The following is a 25946-nucleotide window of genomic DNA, read 5'->3' as shown; positions in this document are numbered from 1 at the left end:
TGAGTGCCCGGATGGGGACGATCCTGAGGGACATGAGGCACGTTCAGTGGCATGAGCTGCGCCATGCCCAGGGCTCCGCGTCCCAGGTCCCCGGGATGCTGTCGCGGATAGCCTGGGGCGACAGCGAGTCGGCCGAGGACGCGCTGAGCGATCTGGGGCAGTGGATAGGCGCCATGGCCGTGTTCGACGCGACCGTCGCCACGGTGCCGTTCCTCTGGGAACTCGCCGCCATGGAGACCGTGAAGGACCGCGCGGGGGTGCTCGGCCTGCTGGGGACGATCCTCGCCCATGACCACGCGCACCACCCGGAGTGGACCAGGGACGCGCATCTCGCGGTCCTGGCCGGCCGGGCGACCGCCGAGCGGCTGGCCGCGGACGGTGATCCGGCGGTGAGCGCGGCGGCCGGAAAACTCCTGACCGCGTGCGGCGGCCACGTCTGCGCGGTCTGCGCGCCCCGGTGAGAACCGCGGGCCGGCCGGCTGCGGTCCCGGCCCGGCCCGCCACCCCCCGCCGCCGGCCGGCGGGGCGCGCGGCGTACGAAGAAGAAGTCCCGGTTCCGGCGTGCCCGTTGCCGCACCATTCACGCAACCAGTACAAACGGCTTTTATGACTCTGCACTGGAAGGTCGTCATCGATGCCAGCGACCCGCACGCCCAGGCCGACTTCTGGGCCGAGACCCTCGGCTACCTCGTGGAGGACAACAGCGCCCTGATCGAAGAACTGCTCGGCGTGGGAGCGGTGACCGAAGCCGCCACCGTCGAGCCGCACGGGCGCCGCGCCTGGCGCGATCTGGCCGCGGTGCGGCATCCGGACGATCCGTACGAGGAGAAGAGCGGGACCGGACTCGGACGCCGGCTGCTCTTCCAGCGTGTGCCGGAGCCCAAGACGGTGAAGAACCGCATCCACCTGGACGTCCACACGGCCCCCGGGCAGCGCGAGGCGGAGGTGGAACGGCTGGTGGGGCTGGGTGCGAGCGTGCTGCGGATGGTCGAGGTGCCGGGCGGGTCGTGGCAGGTGCTCCTGGACCCGGAGAGCAACGAATTCTGCGTCCACTGACGGAGCCGACCGTCCGCGCAGGTCAGCGGCGTACGGCGGGAAAGCGATCTCTCTAGGCTGACCTCATGTTCACGCCACCCGCCGCATACACCCTCGTCGCCACGGATCTGGACGGCACACTGCTGCGTTCCGACGACACCGTGAGCCCCCGCTCCCGCGCCGCCCTCGCCCGTGCCGCGTCGGCCGGCGCTCAGCATCTGATCGTCACGGGCAGGCCGGTGCCCGGCATACGCACCCTGCTCACGGACCTCGCCTACGACGGCCTCGTGGTCTGCGGGCAGGGCGCACAGGTGTACGACGCCGGATCGGCCCGCATGCTGAGCTCGGTGACGCTGGACCGGGACCTGGCCGACACCGCGCTCGGCAAGATCGAGGCCGAGGTGGGGCAGGTCTTCGCCGCGGTGGACCAGGACGGCGCCGACGGCCGGACCCTGATCGAGCCGGGTTACCGCATGCCGCACCCCTCCCTCCCCGCCCAGCGGGCCGGGCGCCGGGCGGAGCTGTGGGCCGCGCCGGTCATCAAGGTCCTGATACGCCACCCCGAGCTGACCGACGACGAACTGGCCGCGGCCGCCCGTGGGGCGGTGGGCGATCTGGCGTCCGTCACGATGGCGGGCCCGGGGACGGTGGAGCTGGCGCCGTACGGCGTGGACAAGGGCACCGGGGTCACCCTGGCCGCCGGGCTGCTGGGCCGCGACCCCGCCGACGCGGTGGCGTTCGGCGACATGCCCAACGACCTGCCCATGTTCCGCCTCGTGGGTCACCGGGTGGCGATGGCCGACGCGCACGCGGAACTGCGTGCCGCGGCCGACGAGATCACGTTCTCGAACGAGGACGACGGGGTCGCGGTGGTCCTCGACCGGCTCTTCCCCTGAGAACACGCCGCCATCCGAGACCTGGCGACCGGAAAACACCTCCCCCAAATTGCATGCACATGCATATGATGCGTACGCAGGTAAAAGTCGTATGCATTTAATTGGGGGGCCACCATGACCGAGCGCAACTTCCTCTTCCTGCTCGGCAGCAGTCGCGCCGACGGCAACACCGAGCTGCTCGCCCGGCTCGCGGCCGAGCAGCTCCCGGCCGGCACGGACCAGCGGTGGCTGGACCTGCGAGACCTTCCGCTGCCCGACTTCGAGGACCGGAGGCACTCGGACGGCCACCACGCCCCCACCGGACACGCCGCGACCTTGCTGGAGGCGACACTCGCCGCCACCGACGTGGTCATCGCCTCACCGCTGTACTGGTACGCGGTCTCCACCTCCACCAAGCGCTACCTGGACCACTGGTCGGGGTGGCTGGAGACCCCCGGTGCCGACTTCCAGCGGCGGATGGCCGGCAAGACCCTGTGGGGGGTCACCGCACTGGCGGACGACGACCCGTCCGTCGCCGAGCCGCTCGCGGGGACCCTGCGGAATTCGGCGCGTTACCTCGGGATGCGATGGGGCGGGGTGCTGCTGGGCAACGGCAGCAAGCCCGGTGACGTGCTGTCCGACACCGGTGCCGCGGCCCGGGCGAAGGACTTCTTCAGCTGAGACGTCCCGGGGCGGGGCCGCCGCCCGGAGCGGACCCGTCGCCCGCCGTGCCCGTCGGACCACTGCCGCCGCCGGCGGTCAGTGACCGCAGGACATGGTCCACCAGCGCGGCGACCGTCGCCTCGTCCTGGGCCGGCTTCCGCAGCACGTGGCGGTAGTAGACGGGGCCGTAGAGCATCTCCACCGCGAGCGGAAGATCGGCGCCGGCCGGTATCTGCCCCTGCTCCTGGGCCCGGCGCAGGCGTCCCACGGCGGCCTCGAAACGGGGGCCGACCAGCTGTTCGCGTACGGCCCGGGCGAGGGCGTCGTCGTGATGCATCTCCGACAGGATCCCGGCGTAGGCAGGGCCGTAGGGCGCCGTGGAGACCACCTTCACCGCGCCGTTGATGTGCCTCCGCAGGTCGGCGGCGACGTCACCGGTGTCGACGAACGGTGTGGCGCCGACGAACACGTCGGCGAACGCCTCCAGCATCACCGCGCCCTTCGACGGCCACCAGCGGTAGATCGTCTTCTTGCTCACGCCGGCGCGGGCGGCGATGGCCTCGACGGTGACCCGGCCGTACCCCTTCTCCGTACACAGCTCCAGAGCGGCGTCCAGCGTCGCCCGTCGTGACCTCTCGCTGCGGCGCAGGGAACTCGGCGATGTGATCATTCGGTGAGCATAGGGGGATTCCGCCCACCGCTTATTGACAGGTCGTCGCCAAAAGTCGAACAATGACCAGGCTGGAAACGGAACGTACCGTGTCGTGACGTTCCGTGCTGTACACCGTTCGTGCCGTTCGTGCCGCGACGAGCCGATCGGGGGACGGCTCGACCGGCCGACGGTACGGACGGCCGGTGCCGGCCCCTCAGACGCTGATGTCCTTCGTCGTGAAGCGCGCCCAGGCCGCAGAGCCGAACACCGCCGCGTACAGCGCCTGCAGACCCAGATTCCTGGTCAATTCGTCCCAGTAGACCGGCTCGCGCAGCAGGTCCGTGAAGGACAGCCAGTAGTGCGGGAAGAGATACGGATGGATCCCGTCCAGCTGCGGCATCGTGTCCAGGATCTGCACGGTGATCAGCACCCCGACGGTGGCCGCCATCGCCGCGATCCCGCTGTTGGTGAGGGTCGAGACGAAGAGACCCAGTGCCGCGAAGCCGATGAGGGACGCCGCCACCGCGACCGCGACCAGTCCGGCCCGCAGGAGTCCCTCGCCGAAGCCGATCCGGGTCCCCGAGATCGTCGTGACGTCCCCGACGGGGAAGAGCAGCGCTCCGACCGCGAGCGCCGATGCCGCCACGACCAGGGTGGCGACCAGGCAGAACACCAGCACGGACGCGTACTTCGCGAGCAGCAGCCGGGTGCGGCCCGCCGGTGCGACCAGAAGGTAGCGCAGGGTGCCGCCGCTCGCCTCACCCGCGACGGAGTCCCCCGCGATGACGCCTACGGCCATCGGGAGGAAGACGGGAAGCGTCGCGGAGAGCGCCGCGAAGACCAGGAACAGACCGTTGTTGGTGACCTGGGAGAGGAAGGCGGGGCCTCCTTCGCCGCCACCGGACCCTCCGCGCGAGCCGTCGCCCGTCTCGATCCGGACGGCGATCCCGATGAGGACGGGCACGGCCGCCAGCACACCGAGCAGGGCCAGGGTGCGCCACCGGCGGAGCGTGGTGGTCAGTTCGGAGCGGAGGATCCCCAGGGTCCACAGCGCGCGGCGCGGTGCGCGGGGTGCGGGGACCGCCGTGAGTTCAGCCTGCGACATCGAATCCCTCTCCGGTGAGTGCGACGAAGGCGTCCTCCAGCGAGGCGCTTTCGACGCCGAAGGCGCGTACGCGGACACCGCCGCGCACCAGGGCGGCGTTGAGGTCCGCGAGTTCCACCTCGCCCGGCGGCGCGTCGGCGCTCACCCGCTCCCCGTCGGTCACGAGGCCCGTCACCCCGTGTGCCGTGAGGATGCGGGCCGCTTCACCGGGGTCGGGGGTGGTGACGGCGAGCCGGCCCCGGGCGCCCGCTGCGAGCGCGGCGACCGGGCCCTGGACGAGGAGCCGGCCGCGGGCCATCACCGCCGCGTGGGTGCAGACCTGTTCGATCTCGTCGAGCAGGTGGGAGGAGAGGAAGACGGTGGTGCCCTCGGCCGCGAGCTCCCGGACCAGGGAGCGGATCTCGCGCATGCCCTGCGGGTCGAGACCGTTGGTCGGTTCGTCCAGCACGAGCAGCCTGCGCGGTTGGAGAAGGGCGGCGGCCAGACCGAGACGCTGCTTCATCCCGAGTGAGTATGCCTTGGCCTTCTTGCCGGCCGCCGCTGCGAGCCCGACCCGGTCCAGGGCGTTCTCCACCCGCGCGCGCCGGGTGCGCGGATCGGCCGACGGGTCGGCGGAGTCGAAGCGTACGAGATTGTCGCGGCCTGTCAGGAACCCGTACAGTGCGGGCCCTTCGATGAGCGCGCCGACCTGCGGGAGCACCGTGCGGGCCGCTGCCGGCATGGGGCGGCCCAGGACGTGTGCGGTGCCGGAGGTCGGGTCGATGAGCCCCATGAGCATCCGGATCGTGGTGGTCTTGCCGGAGCCGTTGGGCCCCAGGAAGCCGAAGACGCTGCCGGCGGGGACGGCGAGGTCCAGGCCGTCGACGGCCAACTGCCCGCCCCGGTAGCGCTTGGTGAGCCCGCGCGTCTCGATCACCGCGCCGGGCTCCGGCTCCGTCTCCGGCCCCGCCGTCGCGGCCGCTGTGTCGGTCATGCGCACTCCCGGTCCTGTCCCGCCGTTTCCCGGCGCCCGCCACGGCCCGTCGCGCGAGCCGCCCCGCCGTACGGAGCGTACGACGGGGCGGGTTGCACGGTGCGTCCTACTTGGCGGTGTCGGCCGCCTTCACCAGCGCGTCCTTGGTGACCGCGCCGACGTAGACCTTGCCGTCGTCCGTCAGCAGCGCGTTGACCAGGCGCGTCTTGAAGACCGTGCCCGAGCCGAAGTCGCCGGTGACCTTGTCGCCGAGCGCGTCCAGGAACTGCTGCGCCTGCGCGGGTACGTCGCCGGAGCCCTGGGCGGGCAGCCCCGCCCCGCCCGGGACCTCGATCTCGGCGACGGCGTTCCAGCCCTCGCCGATGACGTTGAGGCCCTGGAAGTCCTCCAGCGCGCCCAGGTCCTTCCGCACCTTGTCCGCCGCGCCCTTCTTCTCCGCGTCGGCCTCCAGCTCGTCGGCCTCGGTCACCTTCGCGCCCTTGGGCGGGGTGAAGGAGAAGGAGGAGGCATCGGGCTTCGCGAAGTCGACCTTCGTGAAGCCGGCGTCGACCGCGGCCTTGCCGCCGCTGCTCGGGGCCAGCGTGAACTTCAGCGGTACGCCGGTCGAGGCGTCGACGGCGACCGTGACGGAGCCGATCGTCGAACCCGACTGCTTCGGCTTGATCACGAGCTTGTAGGCGTCGCGCCCCGCCACCTGCGCCGTGCCGTCGACGGTGACGGACGTGGTGTCGTCCGCGGCGGCGAGCGCCTCCTCGGCGAGCTCCTTCGGAGTGGCCGGCACTCCCTCGGCCGCCTTGCGCTCCCCGGCCTTGCCGCCCGCAGGCCCGTTCCCGTCGGACTGCGCGTGGTAGACCTCGTCGCTCGCGCTGTCGTATCCCCAGATGTCGTCCCCGTTGTGGACGAGGCTGTACTCCGAGCCCTCGCCGAGGATCGAGAGGCGCTGCTTGTCGGGGCCGTCGACAGCGACGCGGAGCGTGTGCGTCCCGGAGGCGAGCTCCGTCAGCTTGGCTTCGGGGGCCGCGCTCGACTCCCCCGATCCCCCGTCCGGCGCGAAGGAGCCCGCAAGCCCGCCGAGCGACGGGATGCCGAGGTCGGTGCTGACCTTCACCGTGCCGGAGAGCTGCTCCTCGTCCGACGCGGCGATCTTCTCGATGAGTTCCTGCGCGGTGATGTCCGGCAGCTCCGGGTCACCGGAGTCCGCGAGCGCCGGGACGAGTCCGATCGTCGCCGCCGCCACTCCCGCCACCGCGAACGGGACGATGTAGCGCGCCGCCTTCCGACGGCCCACGACAGTGCCCGTGGCCTCGCCGTTGGTCTCTGCGCTGTCGTTCGGTGCCATGTGTGCTCTACCTCCGTGGTCGGCGGCTGCCATCCCGTTGCACTCGTCCACTCCCCGCCGCCATTCTCACCCGATGTGGTCAGGAGTGGTTGTTGTCCATCTGACCAAATCGGGCGGGGACAAGCGTCAGCCCTCGGGAGCAACTGCGCGTACCTCTCCGGGATGACCCCGGGGTGCCGGGTCCCGCCGAGCCCTTAGGGGTCCGCCGGGCCGCTGTGGGCCGACCGGGCCCTCAGGGGTCAGCCGGCGCGGTGCACCACGGCGTCGCACAGCTCTTCGAGTGCGGCCTTGGCGTAGCACTCGGGCAGCGGTGCCAGCGTCGCCCGTGCCTCCTGGGCGTAGCGGACGGTGTCGCGCCGTGCCTGCTCGAGCGCCGGGTGGGCACGGAGCCGTCGCAGCGCCTCCGCGAGCCGGGCGTCGTCGCCGAGGTCGCCGTCCAGCAGCTCCACGAGCTCCTTGTCCTCCGGACGGCCCTCGGCCGCCGCACGCGCGCGCAGGTGGAGGACCGGCAGGGTGGGGATGCCCTCGCGGAGGTCGGTGCCGGGCGTCTTGCCCGACTCGTGGGAGTCGCTGGCGATGTCCAGGACGTCGTCGGCGAGCTGGAAGGCGATGCCGAGGCGTTCGCCGTACTGGGTGAGGATGTCGACGACCGACTCGTCGGCGCCGGCCATCAGGGCGCCGAACCGGCCGGACACGGCGACCAGCGAGCCGGTCTTGCCGCCCAGCACGTCCATGTAGTGGTCGACGGGGTCGCGTCCGTCGCGCGGGCCCGCGGTCTCCAGGATCTGACCGGTGACCAGGCGTTCGAACGCCTCCGCCTGGATGCGGACGGCCTCCGGCCCGAGGTCGGCCAGGATGTGCGAGGCCCGGGCGAAGAGGAAGTCGCCCGTCAGGACGGCGACGGAGTTGCCCCAGCGGGTGTTGGCGCTGTCCACCCCGCGGCGTACGTCCGCCTCGTCCATCACGTCGTCGTGGTACAGCGTCGCCAGGTGCGTCAGTTCGACGACCACGGCGGCGGGGACGACGCCCGGCGCGTCGGGGTCACCGAACTGGGACGCGAGCATCACCAGCAGCGGCCGGAAACGCTTGCCCCCCGCGCTGACGAGGTGCTGCGCGGCCTCCGTGATGAACGGGACCTCACTTTTGGTGGCATCCAGCAGCCCCGCCTCGACAGCGGCCAAACCGGCCTGGACATCGGCCTCAAGTGCCTGGTCCCGCACGCTCAGTCCGAACGGCCCGACGACGGTCACGAGGGGATCTCCTGTCTGCTGACGATCACACGGAATGTCGATGTGTCGTTGTCCTCACTCAACTCAGCGTATCCGGTCCCCTTTGGATCACCGTGGGCGCCTTCCCGCCACCGCCGGTATGTTCGGCATCAGCTCATACGATCAGGAGTTGTCGCTTTGTCCCACACCGCAACCGGTACCGAACCGGCCCAGCCACCGCCCGGAGACGATCACGCGTTCTTCGGCCAGCCACGGGGTCTGATGACCCTGTCCGGGCTGGAGGTCTGGGAGCGATTCTCGTTCCTCGGGATGCAGGCCATCCTGGTCCTCTTCTTCGCCGACACGGTCTCCGACGGCGGCATGGGCATGGACCCGGGCACCGCCGCCTCCGTGTCCGCCGCCTACGGCACCCTCGTCTACCTCGTGTCCGTCGCGGGCGGCTGGCTGGCGGACCGGATCCTCGGTTCGTACCGCGCCGTCCTCTACGGCGGCATCCTCATCGCCTGCGGCCATTACGCCATGGCGGTGCCGACGGCCACGATGACCTGGGTGGGCCTCGGCCTGATCAGCGCGGGCACGGGCCTGCTCAAGCCCAATGTGGCCTCGATGGTCGGCAAGCTCTACGGCACCGAGGACAACCGCCGCGACGCCGGCTTCGCGCTCTACTACATGGGCATCAACATCGGTGCCTTCGCCGGCCCGCTGGTCACCGGCTGGCTGGGTGACCACGCGAGCTGGCACTGGGGATTCTCGGCCGCCGCCTTCGGCATGACGCTCGGCCTGATCCAGTACGTCGCCGGCCGGCGTCACCTGGCCGGGCGAAAGCACGCGGCGGAGTACGCCCTCGCGCCCGGGCCGATGCGCCGGGCCGTGCTGACGATCGTGGCCGGCATCGTGGTGGTGGCCCTGGTGGCGACGGCCCTGGCGCTGGCCGGCTGGCTGACGATGGACCGGTTCGTCGACGTACTCACCCTCGTCTCGGTGATCACGCCCGTCGTCTACTTCGTCGTGATGTTCAGGAGCCCCCGGGTCACTCCGGAGGAGCGCGGCAGGCTCCGGCCGTACGTCGTGCTGTTCCTGGCCTCCGTCGTCTTCAACTTCATCCTCTTCCAGGCGTACTCGACGATGATGCTGCTCGCCTCGACGAACGCCCGCACGGAGATCTTCGGCTTCCACTTCCCGGCGAGCTGGTACGCCTCCGCACTGGGCGCCTTCGAGGTGGCGCTGGCTCCTGTCGTGGCAGCCGTCTGGGCCCGGATGGGGCCGCGACAGCCGCACGCCTCGAACAAGATCGCGATCGGGGTGATCCTCGGCGGACTGTCCTTCCTCCTGATGGTCATCCCGACCTCCGGCCACGCCGACGGCACCTACCGGATGGCCGCCTGGTGGATCGTCGGCTCCTACCTGCTGCTCGGTCTCGGCGACATCCTGCTGGAGACCTCCGGCATGTCCGCCACCACGAAGCTCGCCCCCAAGGCGTTCGCCAGCCAGACGATGGCGCTGTGGTTCCTGTCGCTGGCCCTCGCCAACGGCATCCAGGCACAGATCGTGAAGCTCTACGGCGAGGTCTCCAACCCCGCCTACTTCGGTGTCAATGGCGCTATCGCGGTGGCGGCCGGTGTGGCCGTCATCGCCGCCGCTCCCTGGCTCAAGCGCACCATGCACCCCGTCCACTGAGGTACCGCCATGCACATCCGCACCGATTTCCCGTACGAGACCACCCACGAGGACCTCTACATCCCCCTCGCGGACGGCACCCAGCTGTACGCCCGGATCTGGCGGCCGGTCACCGACGAACCGGTGCCCGCACTGCTGGAGTACCTGCCCTACCGGCTCAGCGACTGGACGGCGCCGCGCGACTGGCAGCGCCACCCCTGGTACGCGGGCCACGGCTACGCCTCCGTGCGCGTCGACGTGCGCGGGCACGGCAACAGCGAGGGCATGCCGGGCGACGAGTACGACGCCACGGAGCTCGCGGACGGGGTCGCGGTCGTGCACTGGCTGGCCCAGCAGGAATGGTGCTCGGGACGGGTCGGCATGTTCGGCATCTCCTGGGGCGGTTTCAACTCGCTCCAGATCGCCGCGCTCGCACCGGAGCCCCTGAAGGCGGTCGTCACCGTGTGCTCGGCCGACGACCGCTACGACAACGACGTCCACTACATGGGCGGCTCCGTCCTCGGTGTGGACATGCACGCCTGGGCATCCACGATGCTGGCCTTCGTCTCCCGGCCTCCGGACCCGGCGGACGTCGGCGACGACTGGCGGGACATGTGGCTGCGGCGGCTCGAGAAGGTTGAGCCGTTCATCCATACGTGGCTGGCGCACCAGACCCGCGACGCATACTGGAAGCACGGCAGCGTCTGTGAGGACTACGGCTCCGTCGAGGCGAAGGTCCTGGCGGTGGGCGGCTGGCACGACCCGTACCGCGACACCGTCCTGAGGCTCGTCGAACACCTGGACCCCGGGCAGGTACGCGGCCTGATCGGCCCCTGGTCGCACCAGTACCCGGACCGCGGCCTCCCTCCGGGACCCGCGATCGGCTTCCTCCAGGAGACGCTGCGCTGGTGGGACCAGCACCTCAAGGACAAGGACACCGGGGTGATGAACGAGCCCCTGCTGCGGTCCTGGATCAGCGGCTCGCACCCTCCGGCCACCGTCTACGAGACGCTGCCCGGCCGCTGGGTCGGCGACGCAAGCTGGCCGTCCGAGAACGTCGCCCCGGTGACGTACGCCCTGGAGGGCGGACCGCAGACCGTCCGCTCGCCGCAGCAGACCGGGCTGGACGCGGGGCGCTTCTTCCCGTTCGGCAACGACGCCGACCTGCCGCCCGACCAGCGGGACGAGGACGCCAAATCGGTGTGCTTCGAGTTCCCCGTCGAAGACGCCCCCATCGAGATCCTCGGCCGCCCACGGGTGACGCTCCTGGTCCGGATGGACGTACCGCGCGGCCAGGTGATCGCCCGGCTCTGCGACGTGGCCCCGGACGGGTCCTCCACCCTGGTGACCCGCGGGGCCCTCAACCTGGCCACCCGTCATGGGCGCGACCGCGCGGAGGACTGGACCGTCGGGGAGACCGAGTACGTGACCTTCGAGCTGAACGGCATCGGGCACACCTTCCCGCGCGGCCACCGGATCAGGGTCGCCGTCTCGTCCTCGTACTGGCCGTGGATCTGGCCCCAGGCCGGTTCGGCGGGCTTCACGCTCGAGGCGGAGGGCAGCCTCGTCGAGCTGCCGGTGCGCCGGCACACCGAGGACCCGGCGATCACCTTCGGCGAACCGGAGCAGGCGGAGCCGCTCGGCGTCGTGTATCCGGTCACGCTCGACGAGCAGCGCCCGGAGCGTCTGGTGGTCCGTGACGTCGCAAAGGGTGAATGGCGCCTGGAGGTCGATCCGCGCTACGGCGGCACGCGGGTCTACCCCGACGGGCTGGAGTTCACCGAGGACGCGCTGGAGACCTACACGATCCAGCAGGACGATCCGCTGTCGGCCCGGGCCCGTTCGGACTGGACGATCCGGCTGCACCGGCCGGAGATGTCCTGGGACGTACGGGTCGAGACGCGTTCGGAGCTGAGCGCGGACGCGGACGACTTCATCACGTCCAACGAGGTCGTGTGCAAGGACGGCGACGAGATCGTCTTCCACCGGACCTGGGAGAAGAGGATCCCCCGGACAGCGGGCTGACCAGGGTTATCACATAACTTTCCGGGCATTACGCCTACTTGAGGCACTGCCGCCGACCGGCGACGCCGACGTACCGTGTCCCTCAAGCGACTGGAAAGGGGCAGCGACAGATGCCCGAGCAGAGCAGCCCGCTCGACCTGGCCGAGGGCGATCCCTTCGGTCCGCACAACCTTCCGTACGGTGTGTTCTCCACCCCCGGGCACCCCGAGGACCGAAGGGTCGGAGTCCGCATCGGCGGACATGTGCTGGACGCCGGAGCGGCGGCACACGCACTCGGTTCGCCGTACGCCAGACTGCTGGCGCAGCCGAGCCTGATGCCGCTGCTGGCGGCGGGGCGCACCGCGTGGCGGGACGTACGGCGGGCACTGACGGCGTGGGTGACGGTCCCGTCCCACCGCCCGGCGCTGGAGCCGCTGCTGCACCCGCTCGGCTCGGTGACCCTGCACCTGCCGTACGAGGTCGCGGACTACGTCGACTTCTACGCCAGCGAGCACCACGCCACCAATGTGGGGCGGATCTTCCGTCCCGACGGCGCGGCCCTCACCCCCAACTGGAAGCACCTGCCGATCGGTTACCACGGGCGGGCCGGCACGGTCGTCGTCTCCGGTACGGACGTGGTGCGCCCCTCGGGGCAGCGCAAGGCACCGGCCGACCCCGCCCCCGTCTTCGGCCCCTCGGTGAAACTCGACATCGAGGCCGAGGTCGGCTTCGTCGTGGGCGTCCCCTCGGAGCAGGGCTCCCCCGTGGCGCTCGGTGACTTCCGTGAGCACGTCTTCGGGCTCTCCCTGCTGAACGACTGGTCGGCGCGGGACATCCAGGCCTGGGAGTACGTGCCGCTTGGCCCGTTCCTCGGCAAGTCCTTCGCCACCTCCGTGTCGGCGTGGGTGACCCCGCTGGAGGCCCTGGACGCTGCCCGCACGGCGCCGCCCGCCCGTGACGCCGAGCTGCTGCCGTATCTGGAGGACGCGGACGACGAGGAGCCGGGCGGCTTCGACATCCGGATCTCCGTGGACATCAACGGGCAGACCGTCTCCGAGCCGCCGTTCGCCTCCATGTACTGGACGGCCGCCCAGCAGCTGGCGCAGATGACGGTGAACGGCGCCTCGCTGCGCACGGGTGACCTGTACGGCTCCGGCACCGTGAGCGGTGCGGAGCCGGGGCAGCGCGGCTCCCTGCTCGAACTCACCTGGAACGGCCGCGATCCGCTGGACCTGGCCGAGGGCAAGCGCACGTTCCTGGAGGACGGGGACACCGTCACCCTGACCGCCTGGGCGCCCGGACCGCACGGTACCCGGGTCGGGCTCGGCGAGGTCACCGGACGGATCACCGCCACGCCGTGAGCGACGCCGCGCCCCCGTCCCAGGACGGGGGCGACGGCGGCGGCGGGTGACGCCACCGGGTGTCCGAGGGATGGTCACCGTAGTGGCAGATCTTCCTCGGCCGAGCGGAAAAGCGCTGATCACAGCGGTGCACCCGGCGTCCTCAGGTGGCGCAACACTGCGGCAACACCATCGCGTGGACCCCGTCTGTATGGTCCAGCGCATGCCAGCCGAACGCACCCGTGAGCACACCGTGCCCGTCGCCGCCGCCCGTCGGCGCCGGCTGCGCGCGGACCATGCCCGGCTGCTGGCCGACCTGCTGCGCCATCACATACGCACCGGTGGCTTCCCGGGCGGTGTCCTCCCCTTCGAGGACGCGATCGGCAGCGACTACCGCGTCTCCCGCAACACCGTCCGCCAGGCCCTGGATCTGCTGCGCGCCGAGGGCCTGGTGGAACGGCAGCCGGGCGTCGGCACCGTCGTGGTCAGCGAGAGGTACCCACACCGCCTCGACCGGCTCCAGGGCCTGGCCGAGACCCTCCGCGAACACGGCCGGGTCACCAACGAGGTCCGCACCGTCGGCCCCGTGCCCGCGCCCGGGCCCGTCGCGCGGCGACTCCGGATCGCGGAGCACACCGATGTGCTCTACATCGAGCGGCGCAGACTGCTGAACGGGCTGCCGCTCTCCCTCGACCTCACCTACGTCCCCATGGACATCGGGACCGGCCTGCTCGGCTGCGACCTGGAGAACACCGACGTCTTCCGGCTGCTGGAGACCCTCACCGGACAGCCGCTCGGCACCGCCGAGATCACCATGGAGGCCGTCAACGCCGACGCGCACTCCGCCGCCGTGCTGGAGACCCCGCACGGCGCCGCCGTCCTGATGCTGGAACGGCTCACCCATCTCTGTGACGGCCGCCCCGTGGACCTGGAGTTCATCCGGTTCCGCGGCGACCGCATCAGCATGAGCGGCCTGCTGCACCGGTCCGACTGAGCCCTCTTCCCCCTTTCCCGGAACCCCCTTCCTGTCTGGATTTCCCACTCTTTCCTGGAGACCGCCATGCCTCTGGCGCCCCAGCGGGCCGACGTGCCCGTGACCATCGACGAGTCCAAGTGCATCGACGGCTGCACCCTCTGCGTCGACATGTGTCCGCTCGACTCCCTGGCCATCCACCCGGACAGCGGCAAGGCGTACATGCACGTCGACGAGTGCTGGTACTGCGGCCCGTGCGCGGCCCGGTGTCCCACCGACGCGGTCACGGTCAACATGCCCTACCTCCTCCGGTGAAAGGCCCCTCCTCCCATGCGACGCACGGCAATCCGTACTGCCGGGGCCCTGCTGGCCTCCGCGCTGCTCGTCCCGCTCACGACGGGCTGCGGCGGCGAGGCGAGCGCGGGTGACGACGACACGGTCACGGTGACCGTCGGCTACCAGTCCAGGACCATCAACACCGTCACGGCGGGCACCCTGCTGCGCTCGCTCGGCTACTTCGAGGACGAACTGCGCGCACGCGGCGAGCGGGACGGCGTCAGGTACGAGGTGAAGTGGCAGGACTACGCGACCGGCGCCCCGATCACCGCCCAGATGACCGCGGGAAAGATCGACATCGGCTCGATGGGCGACTTCCCGTTGCTGATCAACGCGGCTCGCGGCACACAGCTGAAGCGTCCGACCAAGCTGGTGTCGGTCACCGGCTACAACCTGCGCGGCGGCCTCAACACCGTGGTGACCGGGCCTGATTCGGACCTCGGCTCCTTGAAGGACCTACGCGGCAGGAAGGTTTCCACGAGCGTGGGTTCGGCCGCCGACGGAACCCTCGTCCGTGCGCTCCAGCAGGCCGGGCTCGACCCGGAGAAGGACATCCGCAAGCTAAACCAGCAGCCCGCGGTGGGAGCGTCGGCGCTGCAGGCCGGCAGCGCGGACGCCCTGTCGCAGTTCGTGGCGTGGCCGGGACTGCTGGCCTTCCAGGGCCGGGCGAAGGCCCTCTACGACGGGGCGGAGCTGAATCTGCCGACCTTCCACGGGGTCACCGTCGTCGAGGACTTCGCGAAGAAGCGGCCCGCCGTGCTGGAGAACTTCCTCCGGGCGCAGGGGCGGGCGACCGAGTACCTGCACGAGCACCCGGTGGCGGCCTCGGAGTCGGTGGCGAAGGCGACGGGTCTGCCGGCCGAGGTCGTCCACCTCTACAACGGCGCCCAGGGCATCGCCACGTTCGACACGACGGTGAAGCCCGCACTGGTGGCCGCGCTCAAGAAGGACGTCCCGGTGCTGCGTTCGGCGAAGCTCGTCGGGGATGTGGACGTCGACTCCTTCGTCGACGAGACGTATGTGAAGCGGGTGTACGGCTCCGCCTACGCGAAGGCACGGGCCGCCGGCCCGCCCGCCGCACGCGGAGGCGAGGTCTGGCTGAAGGGCGAGGACACCACGTCGGCGTTCGCCACTCCCGCCGAGGTCCTGCGGTACGCCGCCGGGCACAAGGGCGAGGTCCGCGCCGCGTACGTCCCCGACGCGAGCACCGGGACCCTCTGGTTCGCGGACCGGGCGGTCTGGGTGTCGGACGGGACGGAGCTGAGGCCGTACGTCACCGGGTCCGCGGCCCGCGCGGACACCGCCGCGCACCCCGGCGCCCATATCGTCCCGTACGCCACCGCGCTCGAACTGGCCGGCGCCTCGTGAGGGGGCGGCGGTGGTCCTTCGCGCTGCGGACGCTGTCGCTGGTGGCCGCGCTGGGCATCTGGCAGCTGCTGACCTCCTACGACGTCAATCTGTGGCTGCGCTTCGAGCAGTTCCCCACGGTCACCGATGTGGCCGGGGCGTTCGGTGACCGGCTCGGCAGCGACACCTACTGGCAGGACCTCACCGACAGCCTGACCCGGATCGTCACCGGTTTCGCCCTGGCCTCGGTCCTCGGCATCACCGTCGGCACGGCCGTCGCACGGTCCGGGCTGGCCTCGGACCTCCTGGGCCCCGTCCTCGAAGTGATCCGCCCGGTCCCGGCGATCGCCCTGGTGCCCGTGGCGATCCTGCTCTTCCCGAGCAACGAGCAGGGCATCGTCTTCATCACCTGCACCGCGGCGTTCTTCCCCGTCATGGTCTCCACCCGGCACGCGGTGCGGGCGCTCACCCCGGTGTGGGAGGAGGCGGTCCTGACCATGGGCGGCGGCCGGTGGCGGATCCTCGGCTCGGTCGTCCTGCCCGGCGCGCTGCCCGGCATCCTCGGCGGGCTCTCCGTAGGCATCGGGGTGTCGTGGATCTGTGTGATCTCCGCCGAGATGATCTCCGGCGAGTACGGGGTCGGCTACCGCACCTGGCAGGACTACACGGTCGTCGACTATCCGGGGGTCTTCGTCGGCATGGCCACGATCGGCCTGCTGGGGTGGATCACCTCGACGGCGGTGGAGCTGCTGGGCCGCCGGCTCACCCGGTGGCTGCCGCGTACGGAGAGCAGCCGCCCTCAGTCCCCCGCACGGCACCGGAGCCGGGCCGTGCCCCCGGCGGTGGCGCCGGTCCCCCTGGCGAAGGAGCGCGTGCACCCATGACCACGACCACTCCCCCGGGCGTCCGGCTGACCCTGCGCGATGCCGTGCTCGGCCGGGCCGGGGCCCCGGTGCTGGACGGCATCGGCCTGGACGTCGTGCCCGGCGAGATCCTGGCCGTCGTCGGCCCGTCCGGCTGCGGCAAGTCGACGCTGCTGCGCACCCTGGCCGGGCTGCTGCCCGCCCTCGGCGGCGAGGTCACCGAGGACGGCGAGGCGATCACCGCGCCCCGCGCCGAGCGGGCCCTCGTCTTCCAGGACGACGCGCTGCTGCCGTGGCGCACCGTGCGGGCCAACGTCGAACTGCCCCTGGCCATCCGGGGCGTCGCACGAGCCGAACGCAGGACGCGCGCCGAGTCCTGGCTGGCCCGGGTCGGCCTGGACGGCCACGGCGCGAAGCTCCCGCACCGGATCTCGGGCGGTCAGCGCCAGCGCGTCCAGCTGGCCCGTGCCCTGGCGGCGGAGCCGCGCGCGGTCCTGATGGACGAGCCCTTCGGCGCGCTGGACGCCCAGACCCGGGCGGGGATGCAGCAGCTGCTCGTGGACGTCCTCCAGGGCACGGGCGCCACGGTCGTCTTCGTCACGCACGACGTGGACGAGGCCCTGTTCCTCGGCGACCGGGTCGCGCTGCTGCCCACCGGACGCGTCCTGGACGTACCGCGCCCCCGGGAACGCGCCGCGCACACCGACCCCGCGACCGTCGCACTGCGCCGCGAGGTCCTGCAGTCCCTGACTCCCGCCACCTCCTGACGAAAGGCCCGACCGTGCAGATCCCCGCCCTCGCCGACGCCGAGGAACTCTCCTGCGACGTACTGGTCGTCGGGGGCGGCACGGCCGGCACGATGGCCGCGCTCACCGCCGCCGAGCACGGCTCCTCCGTCCTGCTGCTGGAGAAGGCCCACGTCCGGCACTCGGGCGCCCTCGCCATGGGCATGGACGGCGTGAACAACGCGGTGATCCCCGGCCGGGCCGAACCCGACGACTACGTCGCCGAGATCACCCGGGCCAACGACGGCATCGTCGACCAGTCCACGGTCCGCCAGACCGCCGTACGCGGCTACGGAATGGTGCGGAGGCTGGAGTCGTACGGGGTGAAGTTCGAGAAGGACGAGCACGGGGAGTACGCCGTCCGGCAGGTGCACCGCTCCGGCTCGTACGTGCTGCCGATGCCCGAGGGCAAGGACGTCAAGAAGGTCCTCTACCGGCAGCTGAGGCGCCGGGAGATGCGGGAGCGGATCCGGATCGAGAACCGGGTGATGCCGGTCCGGATCCTGACCGGCGAGGACGGCCGGGCGATCGGCGCGGCGGCCTTCAACACCCGTACCGGGGCGTTCGTCACCGTGCGCGCCGGGGCCGTCGTGCTCGCCACCGGACCGTGCGGGCGGCTCGGCCTGCCCGCGTCGGGGTATCTCTACGGCACCTACGAGAACCCCACCAACGCGGGTGACGGCTATGCCATGGCCTACCACGCGGGGGCCGAGCTGACCGGCATCGAGTGCTTCCAGATCAACCCGCTGATCAAGGACTACAACGGGCCGGCCTGCGCCTACGTGGCCAACCCCTTCGGCGGCTACCAGGTGAACCGGCACGGCGAGCGGTTCGTCGACTCGGACTACTGGTCGGGGCAGATGATGTCCGAGTTCGCGGCGGAGGTCGCCTCGGACCGGGGCCCGGTGTACCTCAAGCTGAGCCACCTGCCCGAGGAGTCCGTCAGCGCCCTGGAGGACATCCTGCACTCCACGGAGCGGCCGACGCGCGGCACGTTCCATGCGAACCGGGGTCACGACTACCGCACCCACGACATCGAGATGCACATCTCCGAGATCGGCCTTTGCGGCGGGCATTCGGCCTCCGGCGTCCGCGTCGACGACCGGGCGCGCACGACGGTGCCGCGCCTGTACGCGGCCGGGGACCTGGCCTGCGTCCCGCACAACTACATGATCGGCGCGTTCGTCTACGGCGATCTGGCGGGGGCCGACGCCTCGCAGTACACGGCGTACGAAGGTGAACTGCCCGCCGGTCAGCTGCGCGAGGCCCACGAGCTGATCTACCGGCCGCTGCACCACCCGGACGGGCCGCCGCAGCCCCAGGTCGAGTACAAGCTGCGCCGGTTCGTGAACGACTACGTGGCCCCGCCCAAGTCGGGGGCGCGGCTGTCGCTGGCGCTGGAGTCCTTCGAGCGGATGCGCACGGACATCGCGGAGATGGGGGCGACGACCCCGCACGAGCTGATGCGGTGCGCCGAGGTGAGCTTCATCCGGGACTGCGCGGAGATGGCGGCGCGCTCCTCGCTGGCCCGCACGGAGTCCCGCTGGGGGCTGTACCACGAGCGCACGGACCACCCGGAGCGCGACGACACGGACTGGTTCCACCACCTGGACCTGCGCAAGTCGGCGTCGGGGGCGATGGAGTTCACGGCCCGGCCGGTGGCTCCGTATCTGGTGCCGGTGGACGGGTTCGACCCCGTCGGCGGGGCCTCCAGGGAGCTCGGCGAGGTCGAGGCGGAGCAGGTGGCGACGGCGGGGGCGCGGGAGTCGGCCCCTTCCGGTTCTGCGGCGCCCTCGCGCGCGGGGGTCGCCGCCTCCGCCTCGGCGGGCGGGGCGTCCCCCCGCATCCTGGATCTGCTCGCGCTGGCCGAGGACCATCAGCCGGAGCTGGGGGAGCTCGCGCCGTACCTGGCCGACTCCGATCCGGCGGTCCGACGCGCCGCCGTGGCCGCGCTGAGCGAGTCGACGCCGGAGGGGGCGGGACCCGCGCTGGCCGCCACGCTCGCTGACCCCGCCCCGTCGGTGCGGGCGGCGGCCGCCGCGTCCCTGCGGGAGCTGGTCGAGGTGCTGCCGGCCGAACCGGCCCTGCGCGAGCCACTGGTGGCGGCGCTGGGCTCGGGGGACCCGGTCGTGCGGGCCACGGCGCTGGACACCCTGCGCGCGATGCGGCTGGGGGACGCCGAATTGTTCGCGGGCACGCTCGACGACCCCGACATCGACGTACGGATCCACACAGTGAGCGCCCTGGTCTCCGTGGACGCGGCCGGTCTGCTGGCCCGGGCCGTGGCCGACCCGTCCCGGGAGGTCCGGGTGGCCGTCACGAAGGGCCTGGCGGCCACGCGCTCTCCGGGGCCGGAGCGACTGGCCCCGCTGCTCGACGACCCCGACCTGCTGGTGCGGGCGGCTGCCCTGGGTGCGCTCGCGGCGACAGGGTGCCCTGGGCCGTTTGCCGCCAGGGCGGTCACGGCTCTTTCCGATCCGGCCTGGCAGGTCAGGGCGGGGGCGGCGACGGCGCTCTCCTCGGCCGACCCGGTCTCCGCGATCACCGCACTGACCGAGGCCCTGACCGACCCGAACGCCGACGTACGTAAGGCCGCGGTCCTGGCGCTGCTGCACCACACGTCCCATGACGCGGCCCGGGAGGCCCTGGCCGGGGTGCTCACGGACCCGGACGCGGACGTGCGCGCGTATGCGGCGAGGGGGGCGGTGGTCAACGACGCGTGACTCGTGCACACGTGCGGGTGGGCTTGATCGGGTTGTCGGCGGATACGCTGGACGGACCGGCGAGACTCCTTCGTATGGGAGCACTGATGAGCATCGAACCCGAGGCACCCCAGCCGCGGTGGGCGGTCCCGCCCGTGGGCGGCTGGACCGCCGATGACCTGGACACACTCCCGAATCTGCCTCCGCATACGGAGCTGATCGACGGGAGCCTTGTTTTCGTGAGTCCGCAGACCGTTTTCCATGAGCGTGCGATCGACTACCTGAAGTGGCAGTTGCAGTCGCTCGCACCGCTCGACCTGGAAGTCTTTCGCGAGTTCACCATCGACGTCGACTTCCAGAACCGGCCCGAACCGGATGTCGTCGTCGTGCGCGCGGACGCGGTCGAGAGTCTGCGGCAGACACGGTTCCCTGCGGACAGTGTGCTGCTGGCGATCGAGGTCGTCTCCGACGAGTCGGTCACCCGCGACCGGGAAACCAAGCCGGTGAAGTACGCGCGCGCGAAGATTCCGCACTACTGGCGGGTGGAGAACCAGGGTGGCCGGGCAGTTGTCTACGTCTTCGAGCTTGAGCCCGCCACCGGCGCCTACACCTCCACTGGGATCTTCCACGACCGGATGAAGGTGTCCACCCCCTTCACCGTCGACCTGGATCTGACCGCGATCGTCTCGCGCCGCCGGGCGGCGAAGCCGGAGTAGACCCGGCCCCGGCTCACTCGAACTCCGGTGGCTCCTCGTCCCAGCCGAACCCCGGGTCCGCGTCCTGGACAGCGGGCCGGGCCGCCGGCATTGAGGTCCCGGCCGCCGGTGCGGATTCCGCTTCCGCCTCCGGAGCGGCGGCGGGGGCCGTGTCTCCCAGCCCCGCCAGCACCTCCAGCACTCCCTCGCCGTACGTCGCGAGCTTCTTCTCCCCGAGGCCGCTGACCCCGCCGAGCTCCGCGAGGGAGCCGGGACGCAGCGCGGCGATCTCCCGCAGCGTCGCGTCGTGGAAGATCACGTACGCCGGGAGGCCCAGCTCCTTCGCCGTCGCCCCGCGCCAGGCGCGCAGCGCCTCGAAGACCGGGACGGCCTCGGCGGGGAGGTCGGCCACGGCCGCCGCAGACTTGGCCTTGCGCTCGCCCGAGCCGCCGGACCGCGTCGTGGGCCTCTTCGGCTCCTTGCGGAGCAGCACCTCGCGCTCCCGGCCGAGCACGGAGCCGCTCTCCTCGGTCAGCACCAGCGTGCCGTACTCGCCCTCGACGGCCAGCAGGCCCTGGGCCAGCAGCTGGCGCACGACGCCCCGCCACTCCGCCTCGGCCAGCTCCTCACCGATGCCGAAGACCGAGAGCTGGTCGTGGTCGAACTGGATGACCTTCGCCGTGCGGCGGCCCAGCAGGATGTCGATGATCTGGCCGGCCCCGAACTTCTGATTCCGCTCGCGCTTCAGCCGGACCACGGTGGACAGCAGCTTCTGGGCGACCACGGTGCCGTCCCAGGTCTCCGGCGGGGTCAGGCAGGTGTCGCAGTTGCCGCAGCTCTCGGCGCCGGGCTCCTGGCCGAAGTACGTCAGGAGCTGGGCCCGGCGGCACTGGACGGTCTCGCAGAGCGCCAGCATCGAGTCGAGGTGCGAGGCGGCCCGGCGCCGGAAGGCCTCGTCGCCCTCGCCGCCCTGGATCAGCTTGCGCTGCTGCACGACGTCCTGGAGGCCGTACGCCATCCAGGCCGTGGACGGTGCCCCGTCACGCCCGGCGCGGCCCGTCTCCTGGTAGTACCCCTCGACGGACTTCGGCAGGTCGAGGTGGGCGACGAAACGCACGTCGGGCTTGTCGATGCCCATTCCGAACGCGATGGTCGCGACGACGACCAGGCCCTCCTCGCGCAGGAAGCGCGACTGGTGGGTGGCGCGCGTCCCGGCGTCGAGACCCGCGTGGTACGGCACGGCCTCGATGCCGTTGCGGCAGAGGTACTCGGCGGTCTTCTCCGTCGAGTTGCGCGAGAGGCAGTAGACGATGCCCGCGTCTCCCGCGTGCTCCTCCTTGAGGAAGGTCAGCAGCTGCTTCTTCGGGTCGGACTTCCCCACGACGCGGTACTGGATGTTGGGCCGGTCGAAGCTGGCCACGAAGTGCCTGGCGTCGGGCATGCCCAGCCGCTGGGTGATCTCCTTGTGCGTGGCGTCGGTCGCCGTGGCCGTCAACGCGATTCGGGGTACGTCGGGCCAGCGCTCGCCCAGCACGGACAGGGCCAGGTAGTCGGGGCGGAAGTCGTGGCCCCACTGGGCGACGCAGTGCGCCTCGTCGATGGCGAAGACGGAGATCTCGCCGCGGGCCAGCAGCGCGAGCGTCGAATCGAGGCGCAGCCGCTCGGGGGCCAGATACAGCACGTCGAGCTCACCGGCGACGAACTGGGCCTCCATCGAGCGGCGCTCGTCGAAGTCCTGCGTGGAGTTCATGAAGCCCGCGCGGACCCCCAGCGCACGCAGGGCGTCCACCTGGTCCTGCATGAGCGCGATCAGCGGGGAGATCACGACACCGGTGCCGGGCCTGACCAGGGCGGGGATCTGGTAGCAGAGGGACTTGCCGCCGCCGGTGGGCATCAGCACCACCGCGTCGCCGCCCTCGACGACATGCTCGATCACCGCGCCCTGCTCGCCGCGGAACGCCTCGTAACCGAACACCCGGTGCAGCGTCTGCTGTGCAGCGCTCTCGGTCGTCACACTCATGGTCGCGCCCGTCCGTCCGTCTTCACCCGTCACCGGCAACCATAGGCGCCGCCTACGACAACGCCGGACGGGCTTGACTTTCCAAGGCCCGTCCGGCGTCGCTGCGTACTTTTCCCGTTACCGCACGAACACTCCCGCCTGGCTCGCCAGGTCGAGGAAGTACTGCGGGGCCAGCCCGAGCACCAGGGTCACGGCGACCCCGACCGCGATCGTGGTCATCGTCAGCGGGGACGGGACGGCGACCGTGGGGCCGTCCGCCTTCGGCTCGCTGAAGAACATCAGGACGATGACCCTGATGTAGAAGAAGGCGGCGATGGCCGACGAGATCACACCGACCACGACGAGGCCGCCCGCGCCGCCGTCCGCGGCCGCCTTGAAGACGGCGAACTTGCCGGAGAAGCCCGAGGTGAGCGGGATACCGGCGAAGGACAGCAGGAACACCGCGAAGACCGCCGCGGTCAGCGGCGAGCGCCGGCCGAGACCGGCCCACTTCGACAGATGGGTCGCCTCGCCGCCGGCGTCCCGCACCAGGGTGACGACGGCGAAGGCGCCGACGGTCACGAAGGAGTACACCCCGAGGTAGAAGAGGACCGAGGAGACGCCCTCCGGGCTCGCCGCGATGACACCGGCGAGGATGAAGCCCGCGTGTGCGATCGAGGAGTAGGCCAGGAGCCGTTTGATGTCGGTCTGGGTGATCGCGACGATCGCCCCGCCCAGCATCGTGACGACCGCCACGCCCCACATGACGGGGCGCAGGTCCCAGGTGAGGCCGGGCAGCACCACGTACAGCAGGCGCAGCAGCGCGCCGAAGGCGGCCACCTTCGTGGCCGCGGCCATGAAGCCGGTGACCGGGGTCGGGGCTCCCTGGTAGACGTCCGGGGTCCACATGTGGAACGGGACCGCGCCGACCTTGAAGAGCAGGCCCATGAGGATCATCGCCGCGCCGATCAGCAGCAGCGCGTCGTTGCCCATGGTGTCGGCGAGCGCCGGGTCGATCTGCTGGACGGAGCCGTCGACGACGTTCGCGATGCCCGCGTACGAGACCGTGCCCGCGTATCCGTAGAGCAGGGCGATCCCGAAGAGCAGGAAGGCCGAGGAGAAGGCGCCGAGCAGGAAGTACTTCACGGCGGCCTCCTGTGACATCAGCCGCTTGCGGCGGGCGACGGCACACAGGAGGTAGAGCGGGAGGGAGAAGACCTCGAGCGCGACGAAGAGCGTCAGGAGGTCGTTGGCCGCCGGGAAGACCAGCATGCCGGCCACGGAGAAGAGGGCCAGCGGGAAGACCTCGGTCGTGGTGAACCCGGCCTTGACCGCGGCCTTCTCGCCGTCACTGCCGGGGACCGAACCGGCCTGGGCGGCGAAGGAGTCCACGCGGTTGCCGTGCGCGGCCGGGTCGAGACGCCGCTCGGCGAACGTGAAGACGGAGACCATGGAGACGAGCAGGATGGTGCCCTGGAGGAACAGGGCGGGTCCGTCGACGGCGACGGCTCCCATCGCGGCGATGTGCGCGTTCTTCGTGGCGTACCCGTCGGCCGCGAGGCCCACCACCGCGGCGAACGCGGCGGCGATCGCGACGACCGTCAGGAACACCTGGGTGGTGTAGCGCGCCCGTCGCGGGACGAAGGCTTCGACCAGGATCCCGAGGACGGCGGCGCCGACCACGATCAGGACGGGTGCCAGTTGGGCGTACTCGATGGTCGGAGCGGTGAACCTGTCGCCCGGGGCAGCCGATGTCACCCCGCCCGCCGTCGTCCACAGGCTGTGGACAGCTGTTGCGCTCACTTGGCGGCCTCCACCTCGGGCTGGGGGTCCTTCTTCTGTACGTCGTGCATGGTGTGCTGCACCGCCGGGTTGACGACCTCGGTGAGCGGCTTCGGGAAGACACCCAGGAAGATCAGCAGGGCGATCAGCGGAAGGGCCACCGCCAGTTCACGGACCCTGAGGTCGGGCATGCCCCCGATCCCCTCCCTGACCGGTCCCGTCATCGTCCGCTGGTAGAGGACGAGGACGTACAGCGCGGCGAGCACGATGCCGACGGTGGCGATGATGCCGGCGACCGGGTACGCACTGAACGCGCCGACCAGGACGAGGAATTCACTGACGAACGGGGCGAGGCCGGGCAGCGAGAGGGTGGCCAGGCCGCCGATGAGGAAGGTTCCCGCCAGGACGGGAGCCACCTTCTGCACCCCGCCGTAGTCGGCGATGAGCCGCGAGCCCCGCCGGGTGATCAGGAATCCGGCGACCAGCATCAGCGCGGCCGTCGAGAGGCCGTGGTTGACCATGTAGAGCGTGGCGCCCGACTGGCCCTGGCTGGTCATCGCGAAGATGCCGAGCACGATGAAGCCGAAGTGCGAGATCGACGCGTAGGCGATGAGCCGCTTGATGTCGCGCTGGCCGACGGCGAGCAGGGCGCCGTAGACGATGGAGATCAGCGCCAGGACGATGATCACCGGCGTCGCCCACTTGCTGGCCTCCGGGAACAGCTGGAGGCAGAAGCGGAGCATCGCGAAGGTGCCGACCTTGTCGACGACCGCGGTGATCAGGACGGCCACCGGCGTGGTCGCCTCCCCCATGGCGTTGGGCAGCCAGGTGTGCAGCGGCCACAGCGGGGCCTTCACCGCGAAGGCGAAGAAGAATCCGAGGAACAGCCACCGCTCGGTGGAGGTCGCCATGTCCAGCGAGCCGTTGGCCCGGGCCTCGGCGATCTCGGAGAGCGAGAAGCTCCCCGCGACGACGTAGAGCCCGATGACGGCGGCCAGCATGATGAGCCCGCCGGCCAGGTTGTAGAGGAGGAACTTCACAGCGGCGTAGCTGCGCTGCGCCGCGGCGTTCTCGTCGCTGCCCGAGTGCGCACGGTCCCCGAAGCCGCCGATGAGGAAGTACATCGGGATGAGCATGGCTTCGAAGAGGATGTAGAAGAGGAAGACGTCGGTGGCCACGAAGGAGAGGATCACCATCGCCTCCACCATCAGGATCAGGGCGAAGAAGCCCTGAGTGGGGCGCCAGCGGGAGGAGCTCGTCTCCAGGGGGTCGGCGTCGTGCCAGCCCGCCAGGATGATGAAGGGGATCAGCAGCGCCGTGAGCGCGAGGAGCGCCACCCCGATACCGTCGACGCCCAGTTCGTAGCGGACGCCGAAGTCCGCGATCCAGGCGTGCGACTCGGTGAGCTGGTAGCGGTCGCCGCCCGGTTCGAAGCGGGCGAACACGATGCCGGCCAGGACGAGCGTGGCCAGCGAGACGACCAGCGCGAGCCACTTGGCGGCGGTGCGCCGGGCGGCCGGGACGGCGGCGGTGGCGATCGCGCCGATCGCCGGGAGCGCCGCCGTCGCTGTCAGGAGGGGAAAGGACATGGGA

The 25946-nt window shown here is 71.2% G+C and carries 22 protein-coding genes; 14 read left to right on the top strand and 8 right to left on the bottom strand.

The window, feature by feature from the left end; genetic code table 11:
• The first annotated feature begins 11 nt into the window (after positions 1–11).
• The 4 genes from ACFWFI_RS05430 (at position 12) to ACFWFI_RS05415 (ending at position 2591) form a co-directional block, all read left to right on the top strand.
• Positions 12–461 carry a hypothetical protein gene (locus tag ACFWFI_RS05430; protein ID WP_387385769.1) on the top strand — a complete coding sequence of 150 codons (450 nt, stop codon included), beginning with the start codon at positions 12–14 and terminating at the stop codon, positions 459–461.
• Between the two features lie 145 nt (positions 462–606).
• Positions 607–1056, top strand: coding sequence for a VOC family protein (locus tag ACFWFI_RS05425; protein WP_387385766.1), 450 nt, complete (start codon positions 607–609; stop codon positions 1054–1056).
• A 65-nt stretch (positions 1057–1121) separates the two neighbouring features.
• Entirely contained in the window at positions 1122–1931 is an 810-nt protein-coding gene (locus ACFWFI_RS05420; protein WP_387385763.1) for an HAD-IIB family hydrolase, read from the top strand.
• A gap of 114 nt (positions 1932–2045) precedes the next feature.
• Positions 2046–2591, top strand: a complete 546-nt coding sequence (locus tag ACFWFI_RS05415) for a flavodoxin family protein (RefSeq protein WP_387385761.1) — start codon at positions 2046–2048, stop codon at positions 2589–2591.
• On the opposite strand, the gene ACFWFI_RS05410 is transcribed toward ACFWFI_RS05415, so the two are convergent.
• From ACFWFI_RS05410 to ACFWFI_RS05390, 5 genes are all read right to left on the bottom strand, one after another.
• Positions 2584–3243, bottom strand: a complete 660-nt coding sequence (locus ACFWFI_RS05410) for a TetR/AcrR family transcriptional regulator (protein ID WP_387385758.1) — start codon at positions 3241–3243, stop codon at positions 2584–2586. The two genes, ACFWFI_RS05415 and ACFWFI_RS05410, sit on opposite strands and share 8 nt — an antisense overlap.
• A 196-nt stretch (positions 3244–3439) precedes the next feature.
• Positions 3440–4330 carry an ABC transporter permease gene (locus tag ACFWFI_RS05405; protein WP_387385755.1) on the bottom strand — a complete coding sequence of 297 codons (891 nt, stop codon included), beginning with the start codon at positions 4328–4330 and terminating at the stop codon, positions 3440–3442.
• Positions 4317–5303: an ABC transporter ATP-binding protein gene (locus ACFWFI_RS05400; RefSeq protein ID WP_387385754.1), complete on the bottom strand. Its 987-nt coding sequence runs from the start codon at positions 5301–5303 to the stop codon at positions 4317–4319. Before ACFWFI_RS05400 ends, ACFWFI_RS05405 begins: the two co-directional genes overlap by 14 nt.
• 106 nt (positions 5304–5409) lie before the next feature.
• On the bottom strand, positions 5410–6642 hold the full coding sequence (locus tag ACFWFI_RS05395) for a LolA family protein (RefSeq protein ID WP_387385752.1): 1233 nt from the start codon (positions 6640–6642) through the stop codon (positions 5410–5412).
• A 239-nt stretch (positions 6643–6881) separates the two neighbouring features.
• A complete protein-coding gene (locus tag ACFWFI_RS05390; RefSeq protein ID WP_387385749.1) occupies positions 6882–7892 on the bottom strand; it encodes a polyprenyl synthetase family protein in 1011 nt (336 codons plus the stop codon).
• Positions 7893–8048: 156 nt separating this feature from the next.
• Here ACFWFI_RS05390 and ACFWFI_RS05385 point away from each other — a divergent pair, with 156 nt between their 5' ends.
• The 10 genes from ACFWFI_RS05385 (at position 8049) to ACFWFI_RS05340 (ending at position 20593) form a co-directional block, all read left to right on the top strand.
• Positions 8049–9548, top strand: coding sequence for a peptide MFS transporter (locus tag ACFWFI_RS05385; RefSeq protein WP_387385747.1), 1500 nt, complete (start codon positions 8049–8051; stop codon positions 9546–9548).
• A gap of 9 nt (positions 9549–9557) precedes the next feature.
• On the top strand, positions 9558–11552 hold the full coding sequence (locus ACFWFI_RS05380) for a CocE/NonD family hydrolase (protein WP_387385744.1): 1995 nt from the start codon (positions 9558–9560) through the stop codon (positions 11550–11552).
• Positions 11553–11662: 110 nt separating this feature from the next.
• A complete protein-coding gene (gene fahA, locus ACFWFI_RS05375; RefSeq protein ID WP_387385742.1) occupies positions 11663–12892 on the top strand; it encodes a fumarylacetoacetase in 1230 nt (409 codons plus the stop codon).
• Between the two features lie 202 nt (positions 12893–13094).
• On the top strand, positions 13095–13865 hold the full coding sequence (locus ACFWFI_RS05370; RefSeq protein ID WP_387385740.1) for a GntR family transcriptional regulator: 771 nt from the start codon (positions 13095–13097) through the stop codon (positions 13863–13865).
• A gap of 66 nt (positions 13866–13931) precedes the next feature.
• On the top strand, positions 13932–14159 hold the full coding sequence (locus ACFWFI_RS05365; RefSeq protein WP_033297536.1) for a 4Fe-4S dicluster domain-containing protein: 228 nt from the start codon (positions 13932–13934) through the stop codon (positions 14157–14159).
• A 15-nt stretch (positions 14160–14174) separates the two neighbouring features.
• Positions 14175–15548: an ABC transporter substrate-binding protein gene (locus tag ACFWFI_RS05360; protein WP_387385736.1), complete on the top strand. Its 1374-nt coding sequence runs from the start codon at positions 14175–14177 to the stop codon at positions 15546–15548.
• Positions 15545–16411, top strand: a complete 867-nt coding sequence (locus ACFWFI_RS05355) for an ABC transporter permease (RefSeq protein ID WP_387385734.1) — start codon at positions 15545–15547, stop codon at positions 16409–16411. The genes ACFWFI_RS05360 and ACFWFI_RS05355 overlap by 4 nt, the downstream gene beginning before the upstream one ends.
• Positions 16408–17157 carry an ABC transporter ATP-binding protein gene (locus ACFWFI_RS05350; RefSeq protein ID WP_387385732.1) on the top strand — a complete coding sequence of 250 codons (750 nt, stop codon included), beginning with the start codon at positions 16408–16410 and terminating at the stop codon, positions 17155–17157. The genes ACFWFI_RS05355 and ACFWFI_RS05350 overlap by 4 nt, the downstream gene beginning before the upstream one ends.
• Positions 17158–17171: 14 nt before the next feature.
• On the top strand, positions 17172–19898 hold the full coding sequence (locus ACFWFI_RS05345) for a fumarate reductase/succinate dehydrogenase flavoprotein subunit (RefSeq protein ID WP_387385729.1): 2727 nt from the start codon (positions 17172–17174) through the stop codon (positions 19896–19898).
• Positions 19899–19984: 86 nt separating this feature from the next.
• A complete protein-coding gene (locus ACFWFI_RS05340; protein WP_387385727.1) occupies positions 19985–20593 on the top strand; it encodes a Uma2 family endonuclease in 609 nt (202 codons plus the stop codon).
• A 13-nt stretch (positions 20594–20606) separates the two neighbouring features.
• Here ACFWFI_RS05340 and recQ read toward each other — a convergent pair whose 3' ends face one another.
• The 3 genes from recQ to ACFWFI_RS05325 all read right to left on the bottom strand — a co-directional run bounded on the left by recQ (position 20607) and on the right by ACFWFI_RS05325 (position 25942).
• Positions 20607–22592 (bottom strand): DNA helicase RecQ, encoded by a 1986-nt coding sequence (gene recQ, locus ACFWFI_RS05335; protein WP_387385725.1) that lies wholly within the window; start codon positions 22590–22592, stop codon positions 20607–20609.
• 117 nt (positions 22593–22709) lie between these two features.
• Complete coding sequence (gene nuoN / locus ACFWFI_RS05330) at positions 22710–24374, bottom strand: NADH-quinone oxidoreductase subunit NuoN (protein WP_387385723.1); 1665 nt, start codon at positions 24372–24374, stop codon at positions 22710–22712.
• A complete protein-coding gene (locus tag ACFWFI_RS05325; RefSeq protein WP_387385721.1) occupies positions 24371–25942 on the bottom strand; it encodes an NADH-quinone oxidoreductase subunit M in 1572 nt (523 codons plus the stop codon). Before ACFWFI_RS05325 ends, nuoN begins: the two co-directional genes overlap by 4 nt.
• Positions 25943–25946: the final 4 nt, after the last annotated feature.

This window comes from Streptomyces sp. NPDC060209 (assembly GCF_042728155.1).
GTDB lineage: Bacteria > Actinomycetota > Actinomycetes > Streptomycetales > Streptomycetaceae > Streptomyces.
Note: the sequence above shows the minus strand (reverse complement) of the source record. Positions and strands in the feature narration are given on the sequence as shown.